Origin of the sequence: Streptococcus sp. CCUG 71758, assembly GCF_011714815.1 — a bacterium.
Taxonomy (GTDB): domain Bacteria; phylum Bacillota; class Bacilli; order Lactobacillales; family Streptococcaceae; genus Streptococcus; species Streptococcus halitosis.
On sequence record NZ_RXXO01000002.1, the window covers coordinates 509,034 to 534,720 of the forward strand.

The following is a 25,687-nucleotide window of genomic DNA, read 5'->3' on the forward strand; positions in this document are numbered from 1 at the left end:
AAAAAAGCAAAGGGAGAAAATATGGCAGATACAATTTTAATTTTAGGTAATGGCTTTGATATTGCAATGGGGCGAAAAACAAAGTATACAGATTTTATTGACTTTGAAAAACAATTATTCTCTAATCCAAATGAGGAGTTACTGGAGTTTTTAAAAGTTAAAAATATAAAGATTGAGAAATACAAAGATAATTTATATTTGAAATTTATCAATGAGAATAAAGGTACTCTTGGAGATAATTGGTCTAATCTTGAAATCATGATTTCTCAACTTGCAGATGCGATAATGTATTTTAAAGAAAATAGTAGTTTGTTATACTCTAATCAATTAAATAGACCGCTAGCAAGTATTATACAGCAACATAAGACTGATTGGCGTATGAGTGCTAATTGCAGTTCAAAATTATATATTGCATATACTTTTCTCTCCCTATTCGATGAAAAATGCTGGAGTTCCTTAGAAAGAGAACTTGCATTGGATAAATTTAATAACGAATTTATCAGACAACTTGATTTACTAATTGAACTATTAGAAATCTATCTGTCATATTTGGACTATCTTGATTTTAGTGTACGAAATATTCAAGTAAGACCAACGGCTTTGGATGCAGTACCTCATTTATTAAGTTCTTATGTTTTAAACTTTAATTATACTAACACGTCAGCTTATTTATTTGCAACTGTTGAAGAAAGAACACATTTTATACATGGGCGAATTGATTTAGATAGAACCCTCAGTCGCATCAATACTATGGTCTTTGGAATTGAAGATAAAGAAAATGATGTCAACAGTGATTTGATACCTTATCAAAAATATTATCAAAGAGTTGTTAAAGAAACAGGAAGTGAATTTGAGAAATTTTTTAGTAGAACAAATTATACTAAGGAGAATTCATCTATACCAGGAACAAATATCCCTATTAGACATATAACTTCTAAAAACATAGTTGTGTTTGGTCATTCTGTTGACCCTCTGGATAAGGAAATATTTCAAAAATGTTTTGAATTAGCAGAAAATGGAAAGTCTGATTATAGATTTATTTTCACTTATTTTGATGAGACAGCAAAACGTTCGATTATTAAGAATCTTGCAATCATTCTTGGTAAGGAAAAACTAGTAGAGTTAACAGGAAAACGAAATGTTGTATTTATAAAGAGTGATGATAAGGCTGGTATGGAAAAAGTGCTACTACCTTAATATGGTCAAAAAATAATTGAATTTATAGAGTATAATTATAAAATCATATTTAAAAAATAGTTTATACCCCACTCGCTCTATTCAGGTCGAGTGGTTTTTCTTAGTTCGTTTGCTTTTTACTATCGAAAATATGATAAAATAGAAAAGATAATACATTAATTAAGGAAAGTAAAAATGGCAAGTAAAGAAAATGCAGAACGCAAGGAGCTGCATCGTAAAATTTGGGCGATTGCGGACGATGTACGTGGAGCTGTAGATGGTTGGGATTTTAAGCAGTATATCCTAGGTATCCTATTCTATCGCTTTATTTCAGAGCATATGGCAGACTATTTTGACCGTGCTGAGCACGAAGCTGGTGATTTAGAATTCCGTTATGTTGACTTAAGTGACCAAGAAGCTGAGCAAGATTTCAAACCAGGGACAGTTGAGGATAAGGGGTTCTTTATCCTTCCAAGTCAATTATTTGAAAATGTCGTCAAGAACGCCTCGCAAAATGAAAATCTAAACGAAGACTTAGCTAATATTTTCCAAGACATTGAGAAGTCAGCGATTGGGTTCAAATCAGAGGACGATATCAAAGGTTTGTTTGATAACTTGGACACACGAAGCAATATCCTTGGTGGAACTGTTCCAGAAAAAAATAAACGCCTTTCTGACATTCTTAATGGTATCAATAGTATTAACTTTGGCAATTTTGAGGAAAATGACATTGATGCCTTTGGTGATGCCTATGAGTTCTTGATTTCAAACTATGCTAGTAATGCAGGAAAAAGTGGGGGTGAATTTTTCACACCACAGACAGTATCTAAACTGTTAGCTCGACTAGTCATGGTCGGAAAAAACAAGATTAACAAGGTCTATGACCCAACATGTGGTTCAGGCTCTCTCCTTCTTCAAATGAAAAAACAATACGAAGACCATATCTTGGAGGATGGTTTCTTTGGTCAGGAAATCAATATGACCAACTACAACTTGGCTCGTATGAATATGTTCCTACACAATATCAACTACAATAACTTTGATATTAAGCGAGGAGATACCCTTTTAAATCCTCAGCATCTGGAAGAAAAGCCTTTTGATGCTATCGTTTCTAACCCTCCGTATTCTGTTAAATGGGTGGGAGATGGAGATCCAACTCTGATAAACGATGACCGTTTTGCTCCAGCAGGGAAACTAGCTCCTAAGTCAAAAGCTGACTTTGCCTTTATCATGCATAGTCTCAACCACTTGTCTAATAAAGGTAGGGCAGCAATTGTTTGTTTCCCAGGCATTTTCTATCGTGGAGGTGCTGAAAAGACCATTCGTCAGTATCTGGTAGATAACAACTTTGTTGAAGCAGTCATTGCCCTTCCAGATAATCTCTTCTTTGGCACTTCTATCGCAACTACGATTTTAGTTCTGGCGAAGAATAAACTTGAAAATAAAACACTCTTTATTGATGCGAGTAAAGAGTTCAAAAAAGAGACCAATAACAATGTTTTAACAGATAGCAATATTGAGCATATTGTTGAATTGTTCGCTAATTATCAAAGTGTAGACTATAAAGCAGCTCTTGTTGATAATGATGTGATTGGTTCAGAGCAGGATTACAATCTATCTGTGTCAACTTATGTCGAACAAGAAGACACACGTGAGAAGATTGATATAGATGTGCTCAATAAAGAAATCGCTGAGACTGTTGCCAAGATTGACCACTTGCGTGTAGAGATAGATAAGATTGTAGAGGAATTGAGCCATGACTAATGATGTGATTCTCTATAGAACTGATGACGGGGAGTCCGCTATTGAACTCCACTTGGATAATGGAACGGTCTGGCTGACCCAACAAGAACTAGCTGAGCTTTTTCAGACTTCCAAGCAAAACATTAGTAAACATATCAAGGCTATCTTTGAAGATGGTGAATTGGATGAAACAGTGGTTGTCAACTATCAGTTGACAACCACTCGTCACGGTGCAATAGCAGGTAAAACTCAGTCAAAAAAAGTCGCCTACTATAATCTCGATATGATTTTGGCAATTGGCTATCGTGTGCGTTCTCTTCGTGGAATCCAGTTCAGACATTATGCTTCGACAGTCTTGAAAGAGTATCTGATCAAGGGCTTCGCTATGGATGATGAGCGCTTGAAAAACTTGGGTGGAGGCTCTTATTTTAAAGAACTCCTTGAAAGAATCCGAGACATTCGCTCGAGTGAAAAAGTCTTTTACCGTCAGGTTTTGGATCTCTTTGCTACATCAAGTGACTACAATGCAAACTCACCAGAGGCAAAGAAATTCTTTGCGACAGTACAAAACAAGATGCATTATGCTATTCACCACAATACTGCGAGCGAACTCATCTACAATCGTGTTGATAGTGAAAAGGAGTTTATGGGCTTGACCACTTTTAAGGGCGACCTCCCTACCCTATCTGAAGCAAAAGTTGCCAAGAACTATCTGACAGAAAAGGAACTCCGTGGACTCAATCAGCTTGTATCAGGATATCTAGACTTTGCTGAAAGACAGGCAGAGCGAGAAGAAGTCATGACTATGGCGGACTGGGCGACACATGTAGATCGTATCCTTCAGGCTACTGGAGAAGACTTACTGGATAACAGTGGTTCGATCTCTCGTGAACAGATGAAGCAGAAGGTAGATAAGGAATATAAGAGCTACCAAGCCAAAACCCTTAGTCAAGTTGAAAAAGATTACCTCAAAGAAATTAAAAGCATTGAAAATCTAGCCAAGGAAGGAGGTAAGTGATGAACATCCTAGAAGAAATCCAAAACTGTCCCGTTGAGTGGAAAGAGTTGGGGGAAGTGTGTGAAGTAAAGGCAGGAAAAAATATAAATAAGACTTTTATTCAAAATAATTTAGGGAATTTCCCGGTAATTAATAGTGGAAAAGAACCGTTAGGTTATATCAATATTTTTAACACACAAAATGATCCTATTGGAATAACTTCACGAGGAGCAGGTGTTGGTTATGTTTCTTGGAATGAAGGTAAGTATTTTAGAGGAAATTTGAATTATTCTGCGACAGCTAAAGATGAGGAAGTATTACTACCTAGATTTTTATATTTTTATTTAAAGAATAGTTCCAAAGAAATTGAAAACTTATGCACGTTTGATGGCATACCAGCCTTAAATAAATCATCTTTAGAGGGATTATTAATCCCTATCCCTCCTAGAAAAATCCAAGAAAAAATAGTGCAAACACTTGACAAAATGACTGATTATGTTACAGAATTGACCTCAGAATTGACCTCAGAATTGACCTCACGTAAAAAGCAATATTCTTATTATCGAGATAAGCTTTTATCATTTGAGGATGAGTTCTATCAGGTTGAGTGGAAGACTCTAGAAGAAGTAGCAAAAGATTTTGGTCGAGGGAAATCGAAACATAGGCCTAGAAATGATGCAAGATTATATGGTGGCGATATACCGTTCATACAGACGGGAGATATAAGAGAGGCTGGTAAATGGATTGAAAACTATTCTCAAACTTATAGTGCTTTTGGATTGCAACAAAGTAAGCAGTGGGAAAAGGGAACATTGTGTATCACAATTGCTGCTAATATAGCGGAAACTGGATTATTAGGATTTGATGCTTGTTTCCCTGATAGTATTATAGGGTTTGTTGCAAATCCAAAATTTGCCATTACAGAATATGTTTACTATTACTTAAATTCAATAAAAGATTATCTTGCAAATAAGAGTTATGGTAGTGCACAGGATAATCTTAATTTATCTACATTTTCATCATTGAAAATTCCAGTCCCTTCTCTCGAAATCCAATCTCGTATTGTTCAAGTTCTAGACAACTTTGACAAGGTTTGTAATGACCTAAACATCGGATTGCCTAAGGAGATTGAACTGCGTCAAAAACAATATGAATATTGGAGAAAAATGATGTTCAATTTTAATAAAAAAGGTGACAGTATACTATGACAGAATTCGAAACATTGGAAAGCCTTGCGGATAATCTTATTTCAAAAAAATCAAAGAGTTCCCTTCTATATGCTTTTAATGGAAGTGGAAAAACTAGACTATCTATGGCTGTTAAGGAAAAATTGGATGGCGATGAACTTGGTCAACTTCAGAATAAGGGGATAGACGAAAAGAAAATTTTTTATTTTAATGCATTTACAGAAGATTTATTTTCTTGGGATAATGATTTGCAAGACGATTGGGATAGAAAATTAAATATAAATCTGGAATCAACATTTTTGAAGTATATTCTTGAAGATCAGGGAAAGGAAAATGAGATAATTGATTTATTTCAAGATTACCTTGGAATTTTCCCTGAAGGTAATGATTTAAGAAGTAAACAGCAAATTATTTCACCAAATTTCCAAGACAACTTTAGGACAGTTAAATTTTCAAAAACCTATACTGCCAAAAATGAACATGGTGAAGATGAAAGAATTACAGAGAATAATATAAAAATTTCTAAAGGAGAAGAAAATAGTTTTATCTGGAGTATTTTCTATACTTTTCTGAATGAAGTTATTCAAAGTAAGAATGCTCAGGACTCTTTCCCAAATTTAAAGTATATTTTTATAGATGATCCTGTTTCCTCTTTAGATGACAGAAAAATAATTGAAATGGCTGTTGATTTAGCTAGTTTAATAAAGGAAAGTAAGTTTGAAAAAACGACTGAAACCGTTCATGAATCTAGTGGTTTAAAATTTATTATCACAACTCATCATCCACTATTTTTTAACGTGTTATTTAATGAATTAAAAGGTGATTCATGTAGTAGATTTGTACTTGAACACAAGTTGGATTTGACTACTGGTGATGAAACCTATCATTTGAAAGAGACCTCTGATTCTCCGTTTGCTTACCACTTGAAGGTTATAGATATAATAGATGAAGCTATTAAAGTGAATCAATTAGAAAAATATCACTATAATTTATTAAGATCACTTTTTGAAAAAACTTCTACTTTTTTAGGATATAAATCGTGGGAAGAAATTATACCTGAAAGTGAAAGAGATAAGGTTCATAGAAGATACTTAAATTTATTTAGTCATGATAAACAATCGGTTGAAGAGTTTCCCGATATTACAGAAGATGATAAAGAACAATTTAAAGTGATCTACAAGAAGTTTATTGAGAAATACTATTTCAATAAAGATATTAGTCATTTGCACTAGAATATACAAAGAATACCGAGGAAGCATGATATGGTTGATTATTCAAAAATACATGAAGTAATTGCGGAAACAAATGAAGGGATTCTCTTGGCTGAGTATCAACCAGAGTATCGCACAGATAGAGAATATCAGTCTGAGGCAGACTTGGAAAATCAGCTGATATCTGATCTGGTTAATAGCCTAAACTATGAGCGACTAGATATTCATACGCCTGCCGAACTCTTAGCCAATGCCAAGGTGCAAATAGAAAAACTTAATAAGGTGACTTTTTCGGATGTTGAGTGGAATCGCTTTGTAATGGAGTATTTAGACTGTCCCAATGAAGGGTTAGTTGAAAAAACACGAAAAATCCAAGAAAATCATATCTATGATTTTGTCTTTGATGATGGGCAAATTAAAAATATTTTCATCCTTGATAAGAAAAACATTCATAACAACAGCATGCAGGTCATCAACCAGGTGACCCAAGTGGGCAGTCATACCAACCGTTATGATGTGACTATTTTAGTGAATGGTCTGCCGTTAGTTCAGATTGAATTGAAGAGACGAGGGGTTAGTCTTAAAGAAGCTTTTGAACAAATTCATAGATATAGTAAGGAAAGTTTCAATAGTGAAAATTCTTTATACAAATATATTCAGATTTTTGTGATTTCCAATGGCACTTATACACGCTACTTTGCAAATACGACAGCTCAAAATAAAAATCATTATGAGTTCACCTGTGAGTGGGCGGACCGCAAAAATAAAACAATTCATGACCTCGAGGACTTTACTGTCACTTTCTTAAGTAAGCGAGTCCTCTTAGAAGTTTTGACCAAGTATTGTGTTTTTGATGCTGATAATACCTTGCTCATCATGCGCCCATATCAGATAGCAGCAACTGAGAGTATCTTGCGCAAGATTCATTCTTCCAATGAAATGAAGAACTTTGGCTCTATCAATGCTTGTGGCTATATCTGGCATACGACAGGGTCGGGGAAAACCTTGACCAGCTTTAAGACTGCACGCTTGGCAACAGAGTTGGACTACATTGACAAAGTGATATTCGTCGTTGATAGAAAAGACCTTGACTATCAGACCATGAAGGAGTATCAAAAATTCCAGCCAAATTCAGTCAATGGTAGCAACAATACCAAAGAACTCCAACGAAGTATCGAAGAAAATGATGATCGAATCGTTGTCACAACCATTCAAAAGTTAAACAAGTTTATAACAGCAAATCCAAATCATGAAGTCTATGCTAAAAAATGTGTCTTGATTTTTGATGAGTGTCATCGTTCGCAGTTTGGGAAGGCGCAGAAGCGGATTAAGAAGGCCTTTAAACAGTATGCTTTGTATGGATTTACAGGAACACCGATTTTCCCAGAAAATAGCTTAACGGGTGAAACGACCCAGGAAGTTTTTGGAGAACAACTTCATAATTACGTTATCACAGATGCTATTCGAGATAAAAAAGTATTGAAGTTCAAGGTTGACTATAACTATATCAAGCCTGAAATCAATAAATATAGAGAAGCAGAAAAAGCAGTTGGTCAAGAGCTTGATGAGAAGAAACTCAAAAAGATGGAGAAGGAACTCCTTTTGCATCCAGAACGGATAGCAACCATCACAGAGTACCTGTTGAGAGTTTATAATGACAAAACGCATCGAAATCAACATTATACTCATAAGCAAAAACAACTGTTTGGATTTAATGCCATGCTGGCTGTACAAAGTATTGAAGCAGCAAAATTATACTATGAAGAAATCCAGCGACAACAAGCAGCTTTACCAGAAGCTAAACGCTTAAAAGTTGCAACCATTTTTAGCTTTGCACCTAACGAAGAACAGTCAGCTTATGGGGAAATTCAAGACGAAGAGCTAGACCCTCAAGATACAGCTATGTCTCTATCTTCTAAAGAGTTTCTGGCTAAGGCAATCTACGACTATAATCAAATGTTCAAGACGAACTTTTCGACAGATGGTAAAGAGTTTCAAAATTACTATCGTGACCTTTCTAAACGAGTTAAGTCCAAGGAAGTGGATTTACTGATTGTAGTGGGTATGTTCTTGACAGGATTTGATGCTCCGACCATGAATACTCTCTTTGTCGATAAAAACCTTCGTTATCATGGATTGATTCAGGCATTCTCGAGAACCAATCGAATTTTTAATAGGGTTAAACCTTTTGGAAATATTGTTTGTTTTCGTGATTTAGAAAAGGCTACGCAAGAAGCTATTAAGACTTTTGGAGACACAAATAAGCTTGAAATCATCTTAGAAAAAAGCTTTAGTGAATACATGGATGGTTTTGTCGATCAGGTAACGGGTATCGAGGTCAAAGGATATACTGCGGTTTGTCAGGAAATTCTGGAAAAATTCCCAAATCCGCAAGAGATTGAAACAGAGCACGATAAAAAAGAGTTTGTTAAGTTATTTGGTGAGTTATTGAAACTTGATAATGTTCTTCGAAATTATGACGAATTCCAAGAAATCGACAAACCTATTTCTGAAGGTTATCTTCAAGATTTAAGAAGTGCCTATGTGGAAATTCGAGATGAATTTTTGAATCTTAAAAACTATGAAAAGACTAAGGATTTGGATGTTGACCTTTCAGATGTCGAATTTGAAATTGAGTTACTAAAAACTGATGAGATTAACCTAGACTATATCTTGGCATTGATTGTTGAAAAATCGAAGAATTCTGAGTCTAAAGAAGTAATGAAAGCAGAAGTTAGTCGTGTGATTCGTTCTAGTATTGATATCCGTGCCAAAGAAGAGTTGGTTATTGGATTTATCAATGACACCGATTTGCAAAAATTGAAAGACCATGATGGGATTATCCATGCTTTCTACGAATATGGCAAGGAGCGCAAGAAAATCGCGATTCAAGACCTAGCTGAGGCTGAGAAACTTGTAGATGACTATCAATTGTTTATCGACAAATCAATTCAACGAGGTTATGCTGAAAATAGTGGGACTGATTTGGATTCGATTATTCCACCAACTTCTCGTAGACAGGGAGCGCGTGAACGGAAAAAGCAAGAAGTTTTACGTAAGATTCAGTTGTTAGTAGAGACTTATTCAGGTATTTAAGGGGTTGTCGAACACGATTTATTAGAAAAATCAGGAGCTACAAAAAATATTGATTCGCTTATAATTCACTCATTTTTTAAATACAACTTTGTTTCCATATTTCCTGGAAACGGATAGAAAACAAGGAGAAAGATGGAACAAACTAATCAAAAATCCCAGTGCCAACAACTCTGGGCTAGAAATAAATACCTCGTTTTGAGCCATTCTAGCAATATTTACAATGAGATTCGTCAATATTTGAAGAATGAACAGGTGGAGCTGAGTCTGGTTCAAGAGATGATTGACCGTGCCTGTCAAATCCCAGAACACAAGGGTCAGGTTTGCAATGCCTTCCAGCATGTTTGGGGCTATTTCAAAAAGAAAGCGACAGATGCCGAGCGTAAGGACTATATGCTCTTACTGGATCGCTACCGCTTTGGTCAGGCTTCTAAGGAAGACTTGATTGCTAAGACTCGATACTTGCTTGAACGCTATCCCAATACCTACTTGCAACATTCGACTTTACTGAAAGGAGACTCCCATGAGACTTTGGCATGAGGCTTTGATTTCACAACTTCCCCGTCCTCAACTTTTGGGGCAACATCGAGAGTGCTGCGCCCTGCGTGGCAATGGCTGGGGGAGAAAGCATGCGACGGTTAACTATGTCTTTACCCACTCGCCCTATCATCTCTATGCCTATCATCGCTTGATCATGAAGGAGATGGCTGACCGTGGCTACAATGTCAGTCCAGAGTGGCTGGATAAGGACTACCGTGGCAAAATTTGCCCTCCCTATGAAGACTTGCCTGAGGAGAAGTTGGACAATCCCGTCTACAGTGAGCATGATGCAGGATACTATGAGGAGTGCCTGGCTAATCTCCGAGAGAAGGGGATCAACCTATAGTCTTTTCTAATAGCATGCCATAGTCACTGATGAGAATCGTCAATAGCTCGTTTGAGCATTCTAACTAAAATACAGCAATAAAACAAGCAATACAAAGGATTTGAGACACTGGTCTCAAGTCTTTTTCTCTTGTTCAAAAAAGTGATATAGTTTCAAACTATATCAAAGCCTAATTATTTACAATTATACAGACAGTTTCTTTTCTGTTAAGATAGTTTCAACAACAAATTTTGGAGGACACATCATGTCAACTACGATCATCGGTTTCCCTCGTTTGGGCGAATTCCGCGAATTAAAATTTACAACTGAAAAATACTTTAGAAAAGAAATCTCAGAAGAAGAACTCTTGGCTGTGGCTAAAGAATTGCGTGCTAAACACTGGAACATTGTCAAAGAAAAAGGCATCACTGAAATCCCATCAAACGACTTTTCTCACTATGACAACTTCCTAGACGCGGCTTTCCTCTTCAACGTGGTGCCAGCTTCTGTTCAAAACTTGGAATTGTCAGACCTTGAGCGTTACTTTGCTTTGGCGCGTGGTTACCAAGGTGAAAAAGGGGATGTTCGTGCCCTTCCGATGAAGAAATGGTTCAACACCAACTACCACTACATCGTGCCTAAATTTGAAAAAGACACTCAAGTAAAATTGGCTGGTCACAAGATTTTTGATGAGTTCCAAGAAGCCAAAGAACTTGGATTGAACACTCGTCCTGTTCTTGTAGGTCCATTCACTTTCCTTCAATTGTCAGACTTTGAAGAAGGCGTGAAAGCAGAAGACTTCGTAGACAGCTTAGTAGCTGCTTACCAAGAAGTTTTTGCTAAATTGGCGGAGCTTGGTGCAACTCGCATCCAACTCGACGAAGCGGCTCTTGTCAAAGACTTGACAGCTGAAGAAAAAGCTCTCTTCTTGAACCTCTACAACAAGCTTTTGGCTGACAAAAAAGGTCTTGAAGTCTTGCTTCAAACTTACTTCGGAGACGTTCGTGACGTTTATGCTGACCTTGTGAAATTGCCAGTAGATGCCATCGGTCTTGACTTCGTTGAAGGTAAGAAAACTCTTGAACTCGTTAAAGGTGGCTTCCCAGCTGACAAGACTCTCTATGCAGGTATTGTCAATGGTAAAAACATCTGGCGTAACAACTATGAAAAGAGCTTGGCGATTCTTGAACAAATCCCAGCTGAAAACATCGTTTTGACTAGCTCATGCTCACTTCTTCATGTGCCATTTACAACTGCTAATGAAGAATTTGAACCAGCTATCTTGAACCACTTTGCATTTGCAGTTGAAAAATTGGATGAAATCCGTGACTTGGATGCTATCCGCAACGGTCAAGGTGCAGAAGCACTGGAAGCTAACAAAGAACTCTTTGCGGCTGAGCGTGTGGGTGAAAATGCAGAACTTCGTGCGCGCATCGCTGGGTTGACTGACGCAGACTACACTCGTTTGCCAGCCTTTGCAGAGCGTGAAGCTATCCAAGAAAAAGCCTTTAAACTTCCAGCTCTTCCAACAACAACCATCGGTTCATTCCCTCAAACAAAAGAAGTTCGTGCGAAACGTTTGGCCTTCCGTAAGGGTGAATTGTCACAAGAAGAGTACGACGCTTTCCTTGCTGAAACTATCGACGAATGGATCAAATGGCAAGAAGAAGTTGGATTTGACGTGCTTGTACACGGTGAGTTTGAGCGTAACGACATGGTTGAGTACTTCGGTCAAAACTTATCAGGTTACCTCTTCTCTAAGAATGGTTGGGTACAATCTTACGGTATGCGTGGGGTGAAACCACCAATCATCTGGGGTGATGTCACTCGTCTCAACCCAATCACTGTGAAATGGTCTAGCTACGCACAAAGTCGTACTGACAAACCTGTTAAGGGTATGTTGACTGGACCGGTTACCATCCTTAACTGGTCATTCCCACGTGAAGACATCTCTATCAAGGATTCTACTCTTCAAATCGCTCTTGCCATCAAGGATGAAGTTCTTGACCTTGAAGCTGCAGGTGTGAAAATCATCCAAATCGACGAGGCTGCTCTCCGTGAGAAATTGCCACTCCGTCGTAGCGACTGGTACGAAGACTACCTTGACTGGGCTATTCCAGCCTTCCGCTTGGTACACTCTACAGTAGCGCCAGACACACAAATCCACACTCACATGTGTTACTCAGAATTTACAGATATTATCCCAGCTATCGACAATATGGATGCGGACGTTATTTCCTTTGAAGCAAGCCGTTCAAACCTTGAAATCTTGGACGAACTCAAAGCGAAAAACTTCCAAACAGAAGTGGGACCTGGGGTTTACGATATCCACTCTCCTCGTGTGCCAAATGAAGGCGAAATCGACCACACAATCGATGCTATTCTTGCCAAAGTACCAAGCAAGAAAGTTTGGATCAACCCTGACTGTGGTTTGAAAACACGTGGTATTCCAGAAACAAAAGAAAGCTTGATCCGCCTTGTCGAAGCAGCAAAAGCTGCGCGTGAGAAATTATAAGATAAGATTTCTCTCTTGACCCTGACTGATCAAGGAACTGCTTGGCCCAAGCCGGCTTAGCAATCATGAAATCAAAAAGAAAAGGATAATGAATATGTCACGCCAAACGCCGTCACTTTCATTTGAAGTGTTCCCTCCAAACCCAGCTGTGGGTAATGATAATATTATTTCAGCCTTGCAGGATATGCGGGAGCTGACACCGCACTTTATCAGTGTGACCGCTAGCAATAATAAATTTAATATCAAGGAAACAACGGTTCGTTTGGCTGACTTTATCCAGAATGACTTGACGATTCCAACCATTGCCCACTTGCCAGCTATCTATCTGACCAAGGAAAAGGTTGCTGAAACCATTGCAGACTTGGATAAGGTTGGGGTACAGAAAATCTTGGCCTTGCGTGGGGATATTATCCCTGATGTGGAACCACAAAAGGATTTCCGCTACGCAACGGATTTGATCGAGTTCATCAAGGAACAAGCCCCTCACTTTGATATTATTGGCGCTTGCTACCCAGAGGGGCATCCTGACTCTCCAAACCAAATCTCGGATATTCAAAATCTCAAGAAGAAAGTGGATGCAGGTTGTTCAAGCCTTGTAACGCAACTTTTCTTTGACAATGAGCGCTTCTACGATTTCCAAGATAAGTGTACCTTGGCAGGGATTGATGTTCCTATTCATGCAGGTATCATGCCCATTCTGAACCGTAATCAAGCACTTCGTCTCTTGAAGACTTGTGAGAATATCCATCTTCCACGTAAATTTAAGGCCATCTTAGACAAGTATGAGCATGACCCTGAGTCGCTCAGAGCAGCAGGACTTGCCTATGCCGTGGATCAGATCGTGGACTTGGTAACGCAGGATGTCGCAGGTGTGCATCTCTACACCATGAACAATGCTGAAACAGCAAAATACATCCACCAAGCAACCCATGCCTTGTTTAATCATCAGTCTTTAGGATAATAAAAAGCAAACCATTCTTCTCAGGTGAGGGGAATGGTTCCTTTTTAATAGAAAAGCCCGCACTTTTTAAGAAAAATATGATAAAATAGACTCTGTACGTACTTGATACAAAGATGAGGGTATTTAGGTTGTAGAAGTTTGTTTAAAGTGGATTATTTTTTAAACAAAATATGATAATAGGTGTCTCAAAAAACACGAACGGAGTGAGTATTTAAAAGATATTTCAAGCTATAGTAGTATCCTAGAGAATAACTCTGTTATTTTCTAGGACGGAATTTTTTAGACTTCAGGCTAAAAAATAAGGGATGAAATTCCACCGGATTTCTAAAATCATCCACTGGATAATTTTACCTCCCGTCTGCACTGTTTCAGTGAAATATCAAAAAACTACTTAAATGAATTTTGGTCTCATTTCTTAGGAAAAAAGATAAGCTTCCTAGCACTCATCGAGTGTGGCGTCACCTTCCTATTTTTCTATAGAAATGTTCGGCAAACCGAACCGTCCAAAATATCTTGATTAATTGAACACGCCTACAACTCTGTGGAAAAAGATAAATCTACCTAGGAGCAGTCGCTCCGTCGTTCGATTTCCTATTTTCCTTTGAGTTGCTTAACGGCTTAGTATCTTGATCTTTGTAGGCAAGGCGTATAATTTCATCAATCCAAAGGGGATTAAAATGACAAAACAAGTATTTCAAACGACTTTTGCGGGTCGTGAGTTAATCGTAGAGACTGGCCAGGTTGCTAAGCAAGCAAATGGCTCTGTTGTCGTGCGTTACGGTGAGTCAACTGTCTTGACTGCGGCCGTTATGTCTAAGAAAATGGCAACTGGGGATTTCTTCCCACTTCAAGTTAACTACGAAGAAAAAATGTATGCGGCTGGGAAGTTTCCTGGTGGCTTTATGAAACGTGAAGGACGTCCTTCTACTGATGCGACCTTGACAGCGCGTTTGATCGACCGTCCAATCCGTCCGATGTTTGCGGAAGGTTTCCGTAACGAAGTGCAAGTCATCAACACAGTTCTTTCTTATGATGAAAATGCATCTGCACCAATGGCAGCCATGTTTGGTTCATCATTGGCCTTGTCTATTTCAGATATTCCATTTGACGGACCAATCGCTGGGGTACAAGTGGGTTATGTCGACGGCCAAATCATCATCAACCCTACTCAAGAACAGGCAGAGCGTTCGCTTCTTGAATTGACAGTAGCTGGTACCAAGCACGCCATCAACATGGTTGAGTCTGGTGCCAAAGAATTGTCAGAAGAAATCATGTTGGAAGCCCTTCTCAAAGGGCACGAAGCTGTTAAAGAATTGATTGCCTTCCAAGAAGAAATCGTTGCTGCTGTTGGTAAGGAAAAAGCAGAAGTGGAATTGCTTCATGTGGATGCGGACTTGCAAGCTGAAATCATCGCAGCCTACAATAGTGACCTCCAAAAAGCGGTTCAAGTAGAAGAAAAATTGGCTCGTGAAGCTGCTACTCAAGCAGTTAAAGACCAAGTGACTGCTGTTTACGAAGAAAAATATGCAGACCACGAAGAATTTGATCGTATCATGCGTGATGTGGCTGAAATCTTGGAACAAATGGAACACGCAGAAGTGCGTCGTTTGATTACAGAAGACAAGGTTCGTCCTGACGGCCGTAAGGTCGATGAAATCCGTCCATTGGATGCGGTTGTTGACTTCCTTCCTCGCGTACACGGTTCAGGTCTCTTCACTCGTGGGCAAACTCAAGCCCTTTCAGTCTTGACCTTAGCCCCAATGGGGGAAACTCAAATCATCGATGGTTTGGCTCCAGAGTACAAGAAACGCTTTATGCACCATTATAACTTCCCTCAATACTCTGTAGGGGAAACAGGTCGTTACGGTGCACCAGGTCGTCGTGAAATCGGTCACGGTGCTCTTGGTGAGCGTGCCCTTGCTCAAGTCTTGCCAAGTTTGGAAGAATTCCCATACGCTATCCGTCTGGTAGCAGAAGTCTTGGAATCAAATGGTTCTTCATCTCAGGCTTCTATCTGTGCGGGAACTCTTGCCCTTATGGCTGGTGGTGTGCCAATCAAGGCGCCAGTAGCTGGTATTGCCATGGGTCTCATCTCTGATGGAAATAACTACACTGTATTGACAGATATCCAAGGTTTGGAAGACCACTTTGGAGACATGGACTTTAAGGTAGCAGGTACTCGTGAGGGGATTACAGCCCTTCAAATGGATATCAAGATCCAAGGGATTACTGCAGAAATCTTGACAGAAGCTCTTGCTCAAGCTAAGAAAGCGCGTTTTGAAATCCTTGATGTGATTGAAGAAACGATTCCAGAAGTTCGTCCAGAATTGGCTCCAACTGCTCCGAAGATTGATACCATCAAGATTGATGTGGATAAGATCAAGATTGTCATCGGTAAAGGTGGAGAAACGATTGACAAGATTATCGCTGAAACAGGCGTTAAGATTGATATCGACGAAGAAGGAAATGTATCTATCTACTCTAGTGACCAAGATGCCATTAACCGTGCCAAAGAAATCATTGCTGGCTTGGTTCGTGAGGCTAAAGTAGATGAAGTTTACCATGCCAAGGTTGTTCGTATCGAGAAATTCGGTGCCTTTGTTAACCTCTTTGACAAGACAGATGCCCTCGTTCACATTTCGGAAATGGCTTGGACGCGTACTAATAATGTCGAAGACTTGGTGGCTATTGGAGACGAAGTCGATGTCAAAGTTATCAAGATTGATGAAAAAGGACGTGTTGATGCTTCTATGAAAGCTCTTCTTCCTCGTCCACCAAAACCTGAGCGTGATGAAAAAGGTGAAAAGTCTGAACGTCCTCACCGTCCACGTCATCACAAGGACCACAAACCGAAGAAAGAATTTACACATAAACCAAAAGATTCAGAATAAGAAAGGAGAAATGTATGGGATGGTGGCGCGAAACCATTGATATCGTAAAAGAAAATGATCCAGCGGCGCGCACCACTTTGGAGGTTCTACTGACCTATCCAGGTGTCAAGGCCTTGGCTGCCCACCGTCTCTCACATTTTCTCTGGAAGCACGGCTTTAAACTTCTAGCTCGTATGCACAGTCAGTTTTGGCGCTTTTGGACTCAGATTGAGATCCATCCAGGTGCTCAGATAGAATCAGGTGTCTTTATCGACCATGGTTCTGGCTTGGTGATTGGAGAGACAGCGATTGTTGAGAAGGGCGTTCTTCTCTATCACGGAGTAACTCTTGGGGGAACTGGAAAAGACTGTGGGAAACGCCATCCGACCGTTCGCAAGGGAGCCCTCATATCGGCTCATGCCCAAGTTATTGGACCAGTGGAAATCGGCGAAAATGCTAAGGTCGGTGCTGCAGCAGTTGTTGTGGCAGATGTTCCTAGTGATGTGACGGTTGTCGGAATTCCTGCTAAAATTGTCCGAGTTCATGGACAGAAGGATGAGCCGACTATCCACGAAGTCGAAGAAAAACGGGAGTACTACGTCAATAAACTCGAGCAGGCTAAAGAAGCCAGTCACAGGTCGTCTGGTTTGTAGAGGATTCCTATATGATTCAAGCAAGAAACAAGTTAAGCCAAGAGGAGTTATCTGAGGCGAAAAAACTAATTAACTGTTGCCAAAACTATGACGGTACCTACCGTGATCCCTATCTCTCTAACATGCTTAATTTTGACCCAAACATGCCCGCCTTTTTCCTTTATTATGAAAAAGGCGAACTTGTTGGTTTATTAACTGTCTATGCTGATGACCAAGATGTGGAAGTGACGATACTGGTTCATCCCAATCATCGCCGTCAGGGAATTGCGCGTGCATTGTTTACTAGTTTTGAGAAAGAAACGGCTTCTTTCCCTATTCGTTCAGTTACTTTTCAGACAGAACGTATTTTTCTAGAGGGTCATCCTGATTTTGTCAGCAACTGGGGATTGGTCGAGGATGAAGAGACAGAAACCTGGTTAGGTAAGGATAGAAGACCTTATCAGTTAGTAACTGTTTCTAATCTTGAAGTTTTGTTAGCAGATAGTTCGTATCAGGAGCAAATTAGCCAGTTAAAATTTCAGGCATTTTCAGAGGAACATGAATCGAGAGAAGTTGTGGATAGATATGTCGCTGAAGCTCTGAAGGATTCAGAAAGTCGCCTATATATTTTATTAAAAGACGGTCAGGTTATTGGGACTTGCACGGTAGATTTATCAACTAATACGAATTACTTCTACGGTTTAGCAATATCAGAACTTGAACGTGGCAAAGGCTACGGAAGCTATTTAGCAAAATCCCTAGTCAACCAACTGATTGAGCAAAATGATAAGGAATTTCAGATTGCAGTAGAGGACAGCAACGTAGGTGCCAAGCGCTTGTATGAAAAAATCGGCTTTGTCAAACAGACACAGGTAGTTTATTTGAATGAGAAAGAGTAGAAAAATGCTATTAGAAGAATTCGAAAATGTACCTGCTGTTATCGAACCAACTGATCGAAGTATTCGTGATGGTGGAGAAATCTGTGACACGATTATTTTATCTTTTAATGGAGAAATCGTTGAACGAGTAAAGCAGTTTGTAGATGTTTACGAAGGTGGCTATCTAACCAATCTAAATGGTAGATTTCCATGGTATATCTATGAAAAAGATGGGAGTAAGGTAGCCGTTGCTATAGCTACGATTGGAGCCCCAATGGTTGTTGGACTCTTAGAAGAACTCAAAGCAAGAGGATTTAAGAACTTTATTGTTTTTGGTTCTTGCGGAGTTCTAGATCAGTCTATTCAGGCTGATAAGATCATCCTACCTGCGGCCGCATTGCGAGATGAAGGGACTAGCTATCACTATGCCCCACCGGGTGATGAAGTAGCCTATGACGAGTCTCTACTGGTCGAGCTGGAAGCCATCTTTGACAAGCACAATATCGAGCATATCCGCACCAAGTCTTGGACGACTGATGCCTTTTATCGAGAAACGCCTGATAAGGTCAAGCGTCGCTTGGCTGCTGGAGCCAAAGTGGTAGACATGGAAGCTTCAGCTATCATGGCTTGGAGTCAATTTCGCAAGAGTAAAGTCTATCAGTTCTTCTACACAGCTGACTATGTGGATCATCATAACCGAACCTGGGATGCCCGCCATGAAGAGCGGACAGCTGATGCCATGACTTTTTTTACTATTGCTTTGACAATAGCAAAGGAACTAGAAAGGTAACTACAAGAATGGCAGTATATTTTTACGGCTGTATCACCATGGATGGCTACTTGGCAGACAGCCAGCACAGGATAGACTGGCTGCATCAGCTTGGTTCTGTAGAGGATACAGGCTATGATGACTTTTACAGACAAATGGATATCACCATCATGGGCAAGCGGACCTTTGAGGAAATCCAAGATTTACAAGATGTAGAAAGTTTTTATCAAGCTACGGAAAATTATGTCTTTACGCATGATAGGCATCTGCCTGTCAGCAATTACCAGCCAGTAGCTGGGGATGTGGTGGACTTTGTTCGCCAGATTGACAAAGGCAAAAATGTCTTTGTGATTGGTGGTAATTCCTTGGTGGGACCGCTTTTGGATGCGGATCTTTTCGATCACCTCATTATTCAGATAGCGCCCCTTATCCTAGGAAAGGGGGTTCCCCTCTTTACCCAAGAGGAAGGGCAGCGCTTTTACCAACTGGATAGCCTCAGACAATTTGGCCCTTTTGCAGAGCTGGTTTTCAGCCGAAAAAGTCAGAAATAGAGAAGGGAGTGGACCGCATGATTAAAATTTACGACACCATGTCTCGTGATTTGCGAGAATTTGTCCCAATCGAAGAAGGAAAGGTTCGCATGTATGTCTGTGGGCCAACGGTATACAACTATATTCACGTAGGGAATGCCCGTTCGACGGTGGCTTTTGATACCATTCGTCGTTATTTCGAATACCGTGGCTACGAAGTTGCCTATATTTCCAACTTTACAGATGTAGACGATAAGATTATCAACCGTGCCAAGGAAGAAGGTATCACGCCTCTGGAGGTTGCGGACAAGTACATCGCTGCCTTTCGTGAGGATGTGACAGCTTTGGGCGTGAAACCTGCGACTCGCCATCCGCGTGTGGTGGAGTTTATGGCGGACATCATTCGTTTTGTGGAAGTCTTGATTGAAAAAGGTTATGCTTACGAGAGTCAAGGAGATGTTTACTTCCGCGTGGAAAAATCTCACAACTATGCTAAATTGGCCAATAAAACCTTGGAAGATTTGGAGCTGGGTGCTTCAGGTCGTACCGATGAAGAAACGGCTCGCAAGGAAAATCCTGTAGACTTTGCCCTTTGGAAAGCTGCAAAGCCAGGCGAGATTTCCTGGGATAGCCCTTGGGGACCTGGTCGTCCGGGTTGGCATATTGAATGTTCAGTCATGTCGACAGAGATTTTGGGAGATACCATTGATATCCACGGTGGTGGAGCTGATTTGGAGTTTCCTCACCATACCAACGAAATTGCCCAGTCAGAAGCAAAAACAGGCAAGACTTTTGCTAACTACTGGATGCACAATGGCTTTGTCAATATCGACAATGTTAAGATGTCTAAGTCCTTGGGCAACTTTATAACCGTACACGATGCCCTCAAAACCCTCGATGGGCAAGTGTTGCGTTTCTTCTTTGCGACTCAGCATTACCGTAAGCCTATCAACTTTACCGAAAAAGCAGTGCGAGACGCCGAAACTAATCTCAAATATCTGAAGAACACTTACGAACAACCATTTACAGGAAACGTGGATACCCAAGAGTTACAAGCTTTTAAAGACAAGTTTGTTGCCGCTATGGATGAGGATTTCAACTCCGCCAACGGTATCACAGTTGTCTTTGAAATGGCCAAATGGATCAACTCAGGAAACTATGATGCAAGTGTTAAGGAAGCTCTTGCGGATATGTTGGAGGTCTTTGGGATTGTCTTTGTTGAGGAAGTTTTGGATGCAGAGATTGAAGCTTTGATCCAAAAACGTCAAGAAGCGCGTGCCAATCGTGACTTTGCGACAGCAGACCAAATCCGTGACCAATTAGCGACTCAAGGAATTAAGCTCCTTGATACCAAGGATGGAGTGAGGTGGACTCGTGATTGATGTCAATCTCATTAACGGGATTGCGCTAGCTTTTGAAGGAGATGCAGTTTACTCCATGTATATCCGTCGCCATCTCATCCGTAAAGGCATGACCAAACCCAACAAACTCCACCAAGAGGCGACTAAGTATGTCTCAGCCAAGGCTCAGGCTCGCTTGATTGCCCTCATGTTGGAGGAGCAAGTCCTGACGGAAAAAGAAGAAGAAATCTATAAACGTGGTCGCAATACCAATAGCCACACAAAGGCTAAAAATGCTGATGTGGTGACTTACCGCATGTCTACAGGTTTTGAAGCAGTCATGGGCTATCTCCATCTGACTGAAAATCTGGAGCGTCTAGAGACCATAATTTCTTGGTGCATCCAAAAAGTGGAGGGCTAGAATATGATTGCAAAGGAATTACAAGACTGGTTTCCTGAAGCTCAGATTTCAGATCAGCCAGTAGAGAAACCGGGCTATCTCACTCTCCCTTTAGCTTCTAAGCAGTGGATTTTACTGGAGGAAGCTGGGCTCAGCGAGCGTGAAAAGCAGCTGGTTGCCCTTTTGACCCAGCAAGAGCAGGCTCGTTCGCTCAATCCTTGGTATCCCTATCTGATTGAGGGGAAGGGGCAGGCACCACAAACTTTCAAAAAGATTCAGCTGGTTTATTGCCATCTTTCCTATTTCCAACAGGAAAATCTATCCTCTTGGCTAGACATGATGCGGACTCTTTTTCCCAACTGCCAGACAGTATTGCAGGTCGGGGCTCAGGATTATGTATTTGTGCTTCAACAAGATAAGTACACCTCTGTTCGCTCAATCTTATCTGATACGATTGAAGCGGTTGAGTATGACTTTGACCTTCGTCTGTCTATCATGTTGGGGCAGGTGTGGTTTCAGACAGGCTCTCAAGCCCTATCAGACTTGATCAAAGCGGAGCGAGATTTGTTTAAGACTTGGTGGCGCCAAGGTCACCAAGGTGTACACACCTTTTCACAGCTCTATCTGTGGAGTATGGGAGAAAGGCTAGTGGACTCGAGAGTCATTAAAGAATGCCTGCACCAGATGATTTTGGATCAGGATCAGATTCAGGAAATCATTCTTTCTCTTTGGGAAAACAGTGCTGTTCTGACTAAAACAGCCCAGCAACTCTATCTGCACCGCAATTCTCTCCAATATAAGATTGATAAATGGGAAGAGTTAACAGGACTTCAGTTGAAGGAGTTAACGGATCTTACCTTGTGTTATCAGTTGATTTTACCAGATATTCTCTAAAGTTTTGTGCAAGTTGCACAGAACTTTTTTATTTTTTTGGTCACCTTGCCATAGAAATGTAAAGCGTTTTCATTTATAATGAAACTATCAAAAAATAAAAGGAGTTCACCTTCCATGGTAGAATTAAATCTTAAAAACATTTACAAAAAATATCCAAACAGCGAACACTACTCAGTTGAAGATTTCAACTTGGACATCAAAGACAAAGAATTTATCGTTTTCGTAGGTCCTTCAGGATGTGGTAAATCAACAACTCTTCGTATGATTGCTGGTCTTGAAGACATTACAGAAGGTACGGCATCTATCGATGGCGTGGTTGTCAACGACGTAGCTCCAAAAGACCGTGACATCGCCATGGTATTCCAAAACTACGCTCTTTACCCACACATGACTGTATATGACAACATGGCTTTCGGTTTGAAATTGCGTAAATACAGCAAGGAAGACATCGACAAACGTGTTCAAGAAGCAGCAGCAATCCTTGGCTTGAAAGAGTTCTTGGATCGTAAACCTGCTGACCTTTCTGGTGGTCAACGTCAACGTGTTGCCATGGGTCGTGCGATTGTCCGTGATGCAAAAGTATTCTTGATGGACGAACCTTTGTCAAACTTGGATGCCAAACTTCGTGTATCTATGCGTGCTGAAATTGCGAAGATCCACCGTCGTATCGGTGCTACAACCATCTACGTAACGCACGACCAAACAGAAGCGATGACACTTGCTGACCGTATCGTTATCATGTCAGCAACTAAGAACCCTGCTGGTACAGGTACTATCGGACGTGTAGAACAAATCGGTACCCCTCAAGAAGTTTACAAAAATCCAGTTAACAAGTTCGTTGCAGGATTCATTGGAAGCCCAGCTATGAACTTCATCAACGTGAAATTGGTTGGTAGCGACATTGTTTCTGACGGTTTCCGCTTGAAAGTTCCAGAAGGAGCATTGAAAGTTCTTCGTGACAAAGGCTATGAAGGAAAAGAATTGATCTTCGGTATTCGTCCAGAAGATGTGAATGCAGAACCTGCTTTCCTTGAAACATTCCCAGAATCAGTTGTCAAAGCTACTATCTCTGTATCAGAATTGCTTGGTTCAGAATCTCACCTTTACTGCCAAGTTGGTAAAGACGAATTTGTTGCCAAAGTGGATGCTCGTGACTACTTGCAAACAGGCGCAACAGTTGAACTTGGATTTGACTTGAACAAAGCACACTTCTTTGACGTAGAAACTGAAAAAACAGTCTACTAAGCAAATGAAATGTCAAAACACTGCTCGAGAAAACTGGCAGTGTTTTTTTAATGATTGGTATTGGCATAAAAACAGGCTTTTCTAGTTTTCATATCCTTAAAAAAGTGATAAAATGGTAGGAAGAATTGGAGAGTATAGATGCCGAAAGAAGTGAATTTGACGGGCGATCAGGTAGTCGCTTTAACGAGAGAATATTTAACAAAGGAAGACGTTGCTTTTGTACAAAAAGCATTGATTTACGCAGTTGATTGTCATAGTGGGCAGTTTCGGAAATCAGGTGAGCCCTATATTATCCATCCTATTCAGGTAGCAGGCATTCTGGCTAAGCTCAAGCTGGATGCCGTAACGGTTGCCTGTGGTTTTTTGCATGACGTGGTTGAAGACACAGATGCGACACTGGATGATCTGGAGAGAGAGTTCGGTCATGATGTTCGGATTATCGTTGACGGGGTGACCAAGCTTGGTAAGGTTGAGTACAAATCACTCGAGGAACAATTGGCGGAAAATCACCGCAAGATGCTTATGGCCATGTCTGAGGATATCCGTGTTATCTTGGTTAAATTATCGGACCGTTTGCACAATATGCGGACTCTCAAACACCTGCGAAAGGACAAGCAAGAGCGTATCTCCAGAGAAACCATGGAAATTTATGCACCACTTGCTCATCGTCTAGGGATTTCCAGTGTCAAGTGGGAGTTGGAAGATCTATCTTTCCGTTACCTCAATCCAACTGAGTTTTACAAGATCACTCACATGATGAAGGAAAAACGCAGAGAGCGAGAGGCTTTGGTCGATGAAGTCGTGACAAAGTTAGAGGAGTACACTTCCGAACGCAATCTCAAAGGGAAAATCTATGGTCGTCCTAAGCATATCTATTCGATCTACCGCAAGATGCAGGATAAGAAGAAACGCTTTGAGGAAATTTATGACCTAATTGCCATCCGCTGTATCTTAGATACTCAGAGTGATGTATATGCCATGCTGGGTTATGTGCATGAACTTTGGAAACCTATGCCAGGCCGCTTCAAAGACTATATCGCCAATCGCAAGGCCAACGGTTACCAGTCTATCCATACAACTGTTTATGGACCAAAAGGGCCGATTGAATTCCAGATTCGGACCAAGGAAATGCACGAAGTGGCTGAGTACGGGGTAGCAGCTCACTGGGCATATAAGAAAGGCATTAAAGGGCAGGTCAACAGCAAGGAATCTGCTATTGGGATGAACTGGATCAAGGAGATGATGGAGCTCCAAGACCAGGCTGATGATGCCAAGGAATTTGTGGACTCTGTTAAAGAAAACTATCTGGCAGAGGAGATTTACGTCTTTACTCCTGATGGTGCGGTTCGCTCCCTTCCAAAAGATTCAGGACCGATTGACTTTGCCTATGAAATCCACACCAAAGTCGGTGAAAAAGCGACTGGTGCCAAGGTCAATGGCCGTATGGTTCCACTGACAACCAAACTCAAGACAGGGGATCAGGTTGAAATTATCACCAACCCCAACTCCTTTGGTCCGAGTCGTGACTGGCTCAACATGGTCAAGACTAGCAAGGCACGCAACAAGATTCGTCAGTTCTTTAAAAATCAAGACAAGGAATTATCCGTTAACAAGGGCCGTGAAATGTTGATGGCCCAGTTCCAAGAAAACGGCTATGTAGCCAATAAGTTTATGGACAAGCGTCATATGGACGAGGTTCTTCAAAAGACCAGCTACAAGACAGAGGAGGCTCTCTACGCAGCCATTGGTTTTGGAGAAATTGGCGCTATTACCGTCTTTAACCGTTTGACCGAAAAGGAACGCCGTGAGGAAGAGCGTGCCAAGGCCAAGGCGGAAGCAGAAGAGCTTGTCAAAGGTGGCGAAGTTAAAGTCGAGAACAAAGAAACCCTCAAGGTTAAGCATGAGGGTGGTGTGGTCATTGAAGGTGCTTCAGGACTCCTCGTTCGTATTGCCAAGTGTTGTAATCCAGTTCCGGGTGACGACATTGTCGGCTACATTACTAAGGGACGAGGTGTAGCTATTCACCGTGTGGACTGTATGAATCTCCGTGCCCAAGAAAACTATGAGCAACGTCTCCTTGATGTGGAGTGGGAAGATCAATTCTCAAGCAAGGAATACACCGCCCACATCGATATCTATGGTCTTAACCGTACAGGGCTCTTAAATGATGTTCTGCAAGTTCTCTCCAACACAACTAAGAATATTTCAACCGTTAATGCTCAACCAACCAAGGATATGAAATTTGCTAATATCCATGTCTCCTTTGGTATTTCCAACCTCTCTACACTGACCACAGTCGTGGACAAGATTAAGAGTGTGCCAGAGGTTTACTCTGTCAAACGGACCAACGGCTAATTCTCCTAGCTCTTACTAGAAAGGCT

General features: G+C 40.6%; 20 protein-coding genes. All 20 read left to right on the top strand.

The window, feature by feature from the left end; genetic code table 11:
• Positions 1 to 21 precede the first annotated feature (21 nt).
• The 20 genes from EKB01_RS05890 to EKB01_RS05985 all read left to right on the top strand — a co-directional run bounded on the left by EKB01_RS05890 (position 22) and on the right by EKB01_RS05985 (position 25,661).
• Positions 22 to 1,197 carry an AbiH family protein gene (locus tag EKB01_RS05890; RefSeq protein WP_167266065.1) on the top strand — a complete coding sequence of 392 codons (1,176 nt, stop codon included), beginning with the start codon at positions 22 to 24 and terminating at the stop codon, positions 1,195 to 1,197.
• 174 nt (positions 1,198 to 1,371) lie between these two features.
• Positions 1,372 to 2,940, top strand: a complete 1,569-nt coding sequence (locus EKB01_RS05895; protein WP_033583435.1) for a type I restriction-modification system subunit M — start codon at positions 1,372 to 1,374, stop codon at positions 2,938 to 2,940.
• The gene (locus EKB01_RS05900; RefSeq protein WP_109289698.1) at positions 2,933 to 3,937 is read left to right on the top strand and encodes a virulence RhuM family protein; all 1,005 of its coding nucleotides are present in this window, start codon (positions 2,933 to 2,935) and stop codon (positions 3,935 to 3,937) included. The genes EKB01_RS05895 and EKB01_RS05900 overlap by 8 nt, the downstream gene beginning before the upstream one ends.
• Positions 3,937 to 5,124, top strand: a complete 1,188-nt coding sequence (locus EKB01_RS05905; protein ID WP_109289699.1) for a restriction endonuclease subunit S — start codon at positions 3,937 to 3,939, stop codon at positions 5,122 to 5,124. Before EKB01_RS05900 ends, EKB01_RS05905 begins: the two co-directional genes overlap by 1 nt.
• Complete coding sequence (locus EKB01_RS05910) at positions 5,121 to 6,335, top strand: anticodon nuclease (RefSeq protein ID WP_109289700.1); 1,215 nt, start codon at positions 5,121 to 5,123, stop codon at positions 6,333 to 6,335. Before EKB01_RS05905 ends, EKB01_RS05910 begins: the two co-directional genes overlap by 4 nt.
• A gap of 30 nt (positions 6,336 to 6,365) precedes the next feature.
• On the top strand, positions 6,366 to 9,410 hold the full coding sequence (locus EKB01_RS05915) for a type I restriction endonuclease subunit R (protein WP_109289701.1): 3,045 nt from the start codon (positions 6,366 to 6,368) through the stop codon (positions 9,408 to 9,410).
• Between the two features lie 132 nt (positions 9,411 to 9,542).
• Positions 9,543 to 9,947 (top strand): YbgA family protein, encoded by a 405-nt coding sequence (locus tag EKB01_RS05920; protein WP_109289702.1) that lies wholly within the window; start codon positions 9,543 to 9,545, stop codon positions 9,945 to 9,947.
• Positions 9,931 to 10,293 (top strand): TIGR02328 family protein, encoded by a 363-nt coding sequence (locus EKB01_RS05925; protein ID WP_109289703.1) that lies wholly within the window; start codon positions 9,931 to 9,933, stop codon positions 10,291 to 10,293. The genes EKB01_RS05920 and EKB01_RS05925 overlap by 17 nt, the downstream gene beginning before the upstream one ends.
• Before the next feature lie 244 nt (positions 10,294 to 10,537).
• Entirely contained in the window at positions 10,538 to 12,787 is a 2,250-nt protein-coding gene (gene metE / locus EKB01_RS05930) for a 5-methyltetrahydropteroyltriglutamate--homocysteine S-methyltransferase (protein ID WP_042902786.1), read from the top strand.
• 94 nt (positions 12,788 to 12,881) lie between these two features.
• Positions 12,882 to 13,748, top strand: a complete 867-nt coding sequence (gene metF / locus EKB01_RS05935) for a methylenetetrahydrofolate reductase [NAD(P)H] (protein WP_167266068.1) — start codon at positions 12,882 to 12,884, stop codon at positions 13,746 to 13,748.
• Positions 13,749 to 14,425: 677 nt separating this feature from the next.
• The gene (gene pnp, locus EKB01_RS05940; protein ID WP_167266071.1) at positions 14,426 to 16,639 is read left to right on the top strand and encodes a polyribonucleotide nucleotidyltransferase; all 2,214 of its coding nucleotides are present in this window, start codon (positions 14,426 to 14,428) and stop codon (positions 16,637 to 16,639) included.
• Positions 16,640 to 16,653: 14 nt separating this feature from the next.
• A complete protein-coding gene (gene cysE, locus EKB01_RS05945) occupies positions 16,654 to 17,271 on the top strand; it encodes a serine O-acetyltransferase (RefSeq protein ID WP_167266073.1) in 618 nt (205 codons plus the stop codon).
• An 11-nt stretch (positions 17,272 to 17,282) separates the two neighbouring features.
• Positions 17,283 to 18,149, top strand: a complete 867-nt coding sequence (locus EKB01_RS05950) for a GNAT family N-acetyltransferase (RefSeq protein ID WP_167266076.1) — start codon at positions 17,283 to 17,285, stop codon at positions 18,147 to 18,149.
• Between the two features lie 4 nt (positions 18,150 to 18,153).
• On the top strand, positions 18,154 to 18,918 hold the full coding sequence (locus EKB01_RS05955; protein WP_167266079.1) for a nucleoside phosphorylase: 765 nt from the start codon (positions 18,154 to 18,156) through the stop codon (positions 18,916 to 18,918).
• 8 nt (positions 18,919 to 18,926) lie between these two features.
• On the top strand, positions 18,927 to 19,448 hold the full coding sequence (locus EKB01_RS05960) for a dihydrofolate reductase family protein (protein ID WP_000301981.1): 522 nt from the start codon (positions 18,927 to 18,929) through the stop codon (positions 19,446 to 19,448).
• A gap of 17 nt (positions 19,449 to 19,465) precedes the next feature.
• Positions 19,466 to 20,809 carry a cysteine--tRNA ligase gene (gene cysS, locus EKB01_RS05965; protein WP_070535745.1) on the top strand — a complete coding sequence of 448 codons (1,344 nt, stop codon included), beginning with the start codon at positions 19,466 to 19,468 and terminating at the stop codon, positions 20,807 to 20,809.
• Positions 20,802 to 21,188 (top strand): Mini-ribonuclease 3, encoded by a 387-nt coding sequence (locus EKB01_RS05970; protein ID WP_070535742.1) that lies wholly within the window; start codon positions 20,802 to 20,804, stop codon positions 21,186 to 21,188. Before cysS ends, EKB01_RS05970 begins: the two co-directional genes overlap by 8 nt.
• Before the next feature lie 3 nt (positions 21,189 to 21,191).
• Complete coding sequence (locus tag EKB01_RS05975) at positions 21,192 to 22,061, top strand: PucR family transcriptional regulator (protein ID WP_084917805.1); 870 nt, start codon at positions 21,192 to 21,194, stop codon at positions 22,059 to 22,061.
• Between the two features lie 114 nt (positions 22,062 to 22,175).
• Positions 22,176 to 23,306: a sn-glycerol-3-phosphate ABC transporter ATP-binding protein UgpC gene (gene ugpC / locus EKB01_RS05980; protein ID WP_084945372.1), complete on the top strand. Its 1,131-nt coding sequence runs from the start codon at positions 22,176 to 22,178 to the stop codon at positions 23,304 to 23,306.
• Between the two features lie 138 nt (positions 23,307 to 23,444).
• Positions 23,445 to 25,661, top strand: a complete 2,217-nt coding sequence (locus EKB01_RS05985; protein ID WP_061426858.1) for a bifunctional (p)ppGpp synthetase/guanosine-3',5'-bis(diphosphate) 3'-pyrophosphohydrolase — start codon at positions 23,445 to 23,447, stop codon at positions 25,659 to 25,661.
• The last annotated feature ends 26 nt before the right edge of the window (positions 25,662 to 25,687 follow it).

Excerpts from the sequence above, each read along its gene's own strand:
- cysS (WP_070535745.1), top strand. The coding sequence starts at position 19,466 with ATGATTAAAATTTACGACACCATGTCTCGTGATTTGCGAGAATTTGTC.
- EKB01_RS05925 (WP_109289703.1), top strand. The coding sequence starts at position 9,931 with ATGAGACTTTGGCATGAGGCTTTGATTTCACAACTTCCCCGTCCTCAA.
- EKB01_RS05920 (WP_109289702.1), top strand. The coding sequence starts at position 9,543 with ATGGAACAAACTAATCAAAAATCCCAGTGCCAACAACTCTGGGCTAGA.
- EKB01_RS05910 (WP_109289700.1), top strand. The coding sequence starts at position 5,121 with ATGACAGAATTCGAAACATTGGAAAGCCTTGCGGATAATCTTATTTCA.
- pnp (WP_167266071.1), top strand. The coding sequence starts at position 14,426 with ATGACAAAACAAGTATTTCAAACGACTTTTGCGGGTCGTGAGTTAATC.
- cysE (WP_167266073.1), top strand. The coding sequence starts at position 16,654 with ATGGGATGGTGGCGCGAAACCATTGATATCGTAAAAGAAAATGATCCA.
- EKB01_RS05890 (WP_167266065.1), top strand. The coding sequence starts at position 22 with ATGGCAGATACAATTTTAATTTTAGGTAATGGCTTTGATATTGCAATG.
- metF (WP_167266068.1), top strand. The coding sequence starts at position 12,882 with ATGTCACGCCAAACGCCGTCACTTTCATTTGAAGTGTTCCCTCCAAAC.
- EKB01_RS05950 (WP_167266076.1), top strand. The coding sequence starts at position 17,283 with ATGATTCAAGCAAGAAACAAGTTAAGCCAAGAGGAGTTATCTGAGGCG.
- EKB01_RS05985 (WP_061426858.1), top strand. The coding sequence starts at position 23,445 with ATGCCGAAAGAAGTGAATTTGACGGGCGATCAGGTAGTCGCTTTAACG.
- EKB01_RS05895 (WP_033583435.1), top strand. The coding sequence starts at position 1,372 with ATGGCAAGTAAAGAAAATGCAGAACGCAAGGAGCTGCATCGTAAAATT.
- EKB01_RS05960 (WP_000301981.1), top strand. The coding sequence starts at position 18,927 with ATGGCAGTATATTTTTACGGCTGTATCACCATGGATGGCTACTTGGCA.
- EKB01_RS05905 (WP_109289699.1), top strand. The coding sequence starts at position 3,937 with ATGAACATCCTAGAAGAAATCCAAAACTGTCCCGTTGAGTGGAAAGAG.
- metE (WP_042902786.1), top strand. The coding sequence starts at position 10,538 with ATGTCAACTACGATCATCGGTTTCCCTCGTTTGGGCGAATTCCGCGAA.
- EKB01_RS05975 (WP_084917805.1), top strand. The coding sequence starts at position 21,192 with ATGATTGCAAAGGAATTACAAGACTGGTTTCCTGAAGCTCAGATTTCA.
- EKB01_RS05900 (WP_109289698.1), top strand. The coding sequence starts at position 2,933 with ATGACTAATGATGTGATTCTCTATAGAACTGATGACGGGGAGTCCGCT.
- ugpC (WP_084945372.1), top strand. The coding sequence starts at position 22,176 with ATGGTAGAATTAAATCTTAAAAACATTTACAAAAAATATCCAAACAGC.
- EKB01_RS05955 (WP_167266079.1), top strand. The coding sequence starts at position 18,154 with ATGCTATTAGAAGAATTCGAAAATGTACCTGCTGTTATCGAACCAACT.
- EKB01_RS05915 (WP_109289701.1), top strand. The coding sequence starts at position 6,366 with ATGGTTGATTATTCAAAAATACATGAAGTAATTGCGGAAACAAATGAA.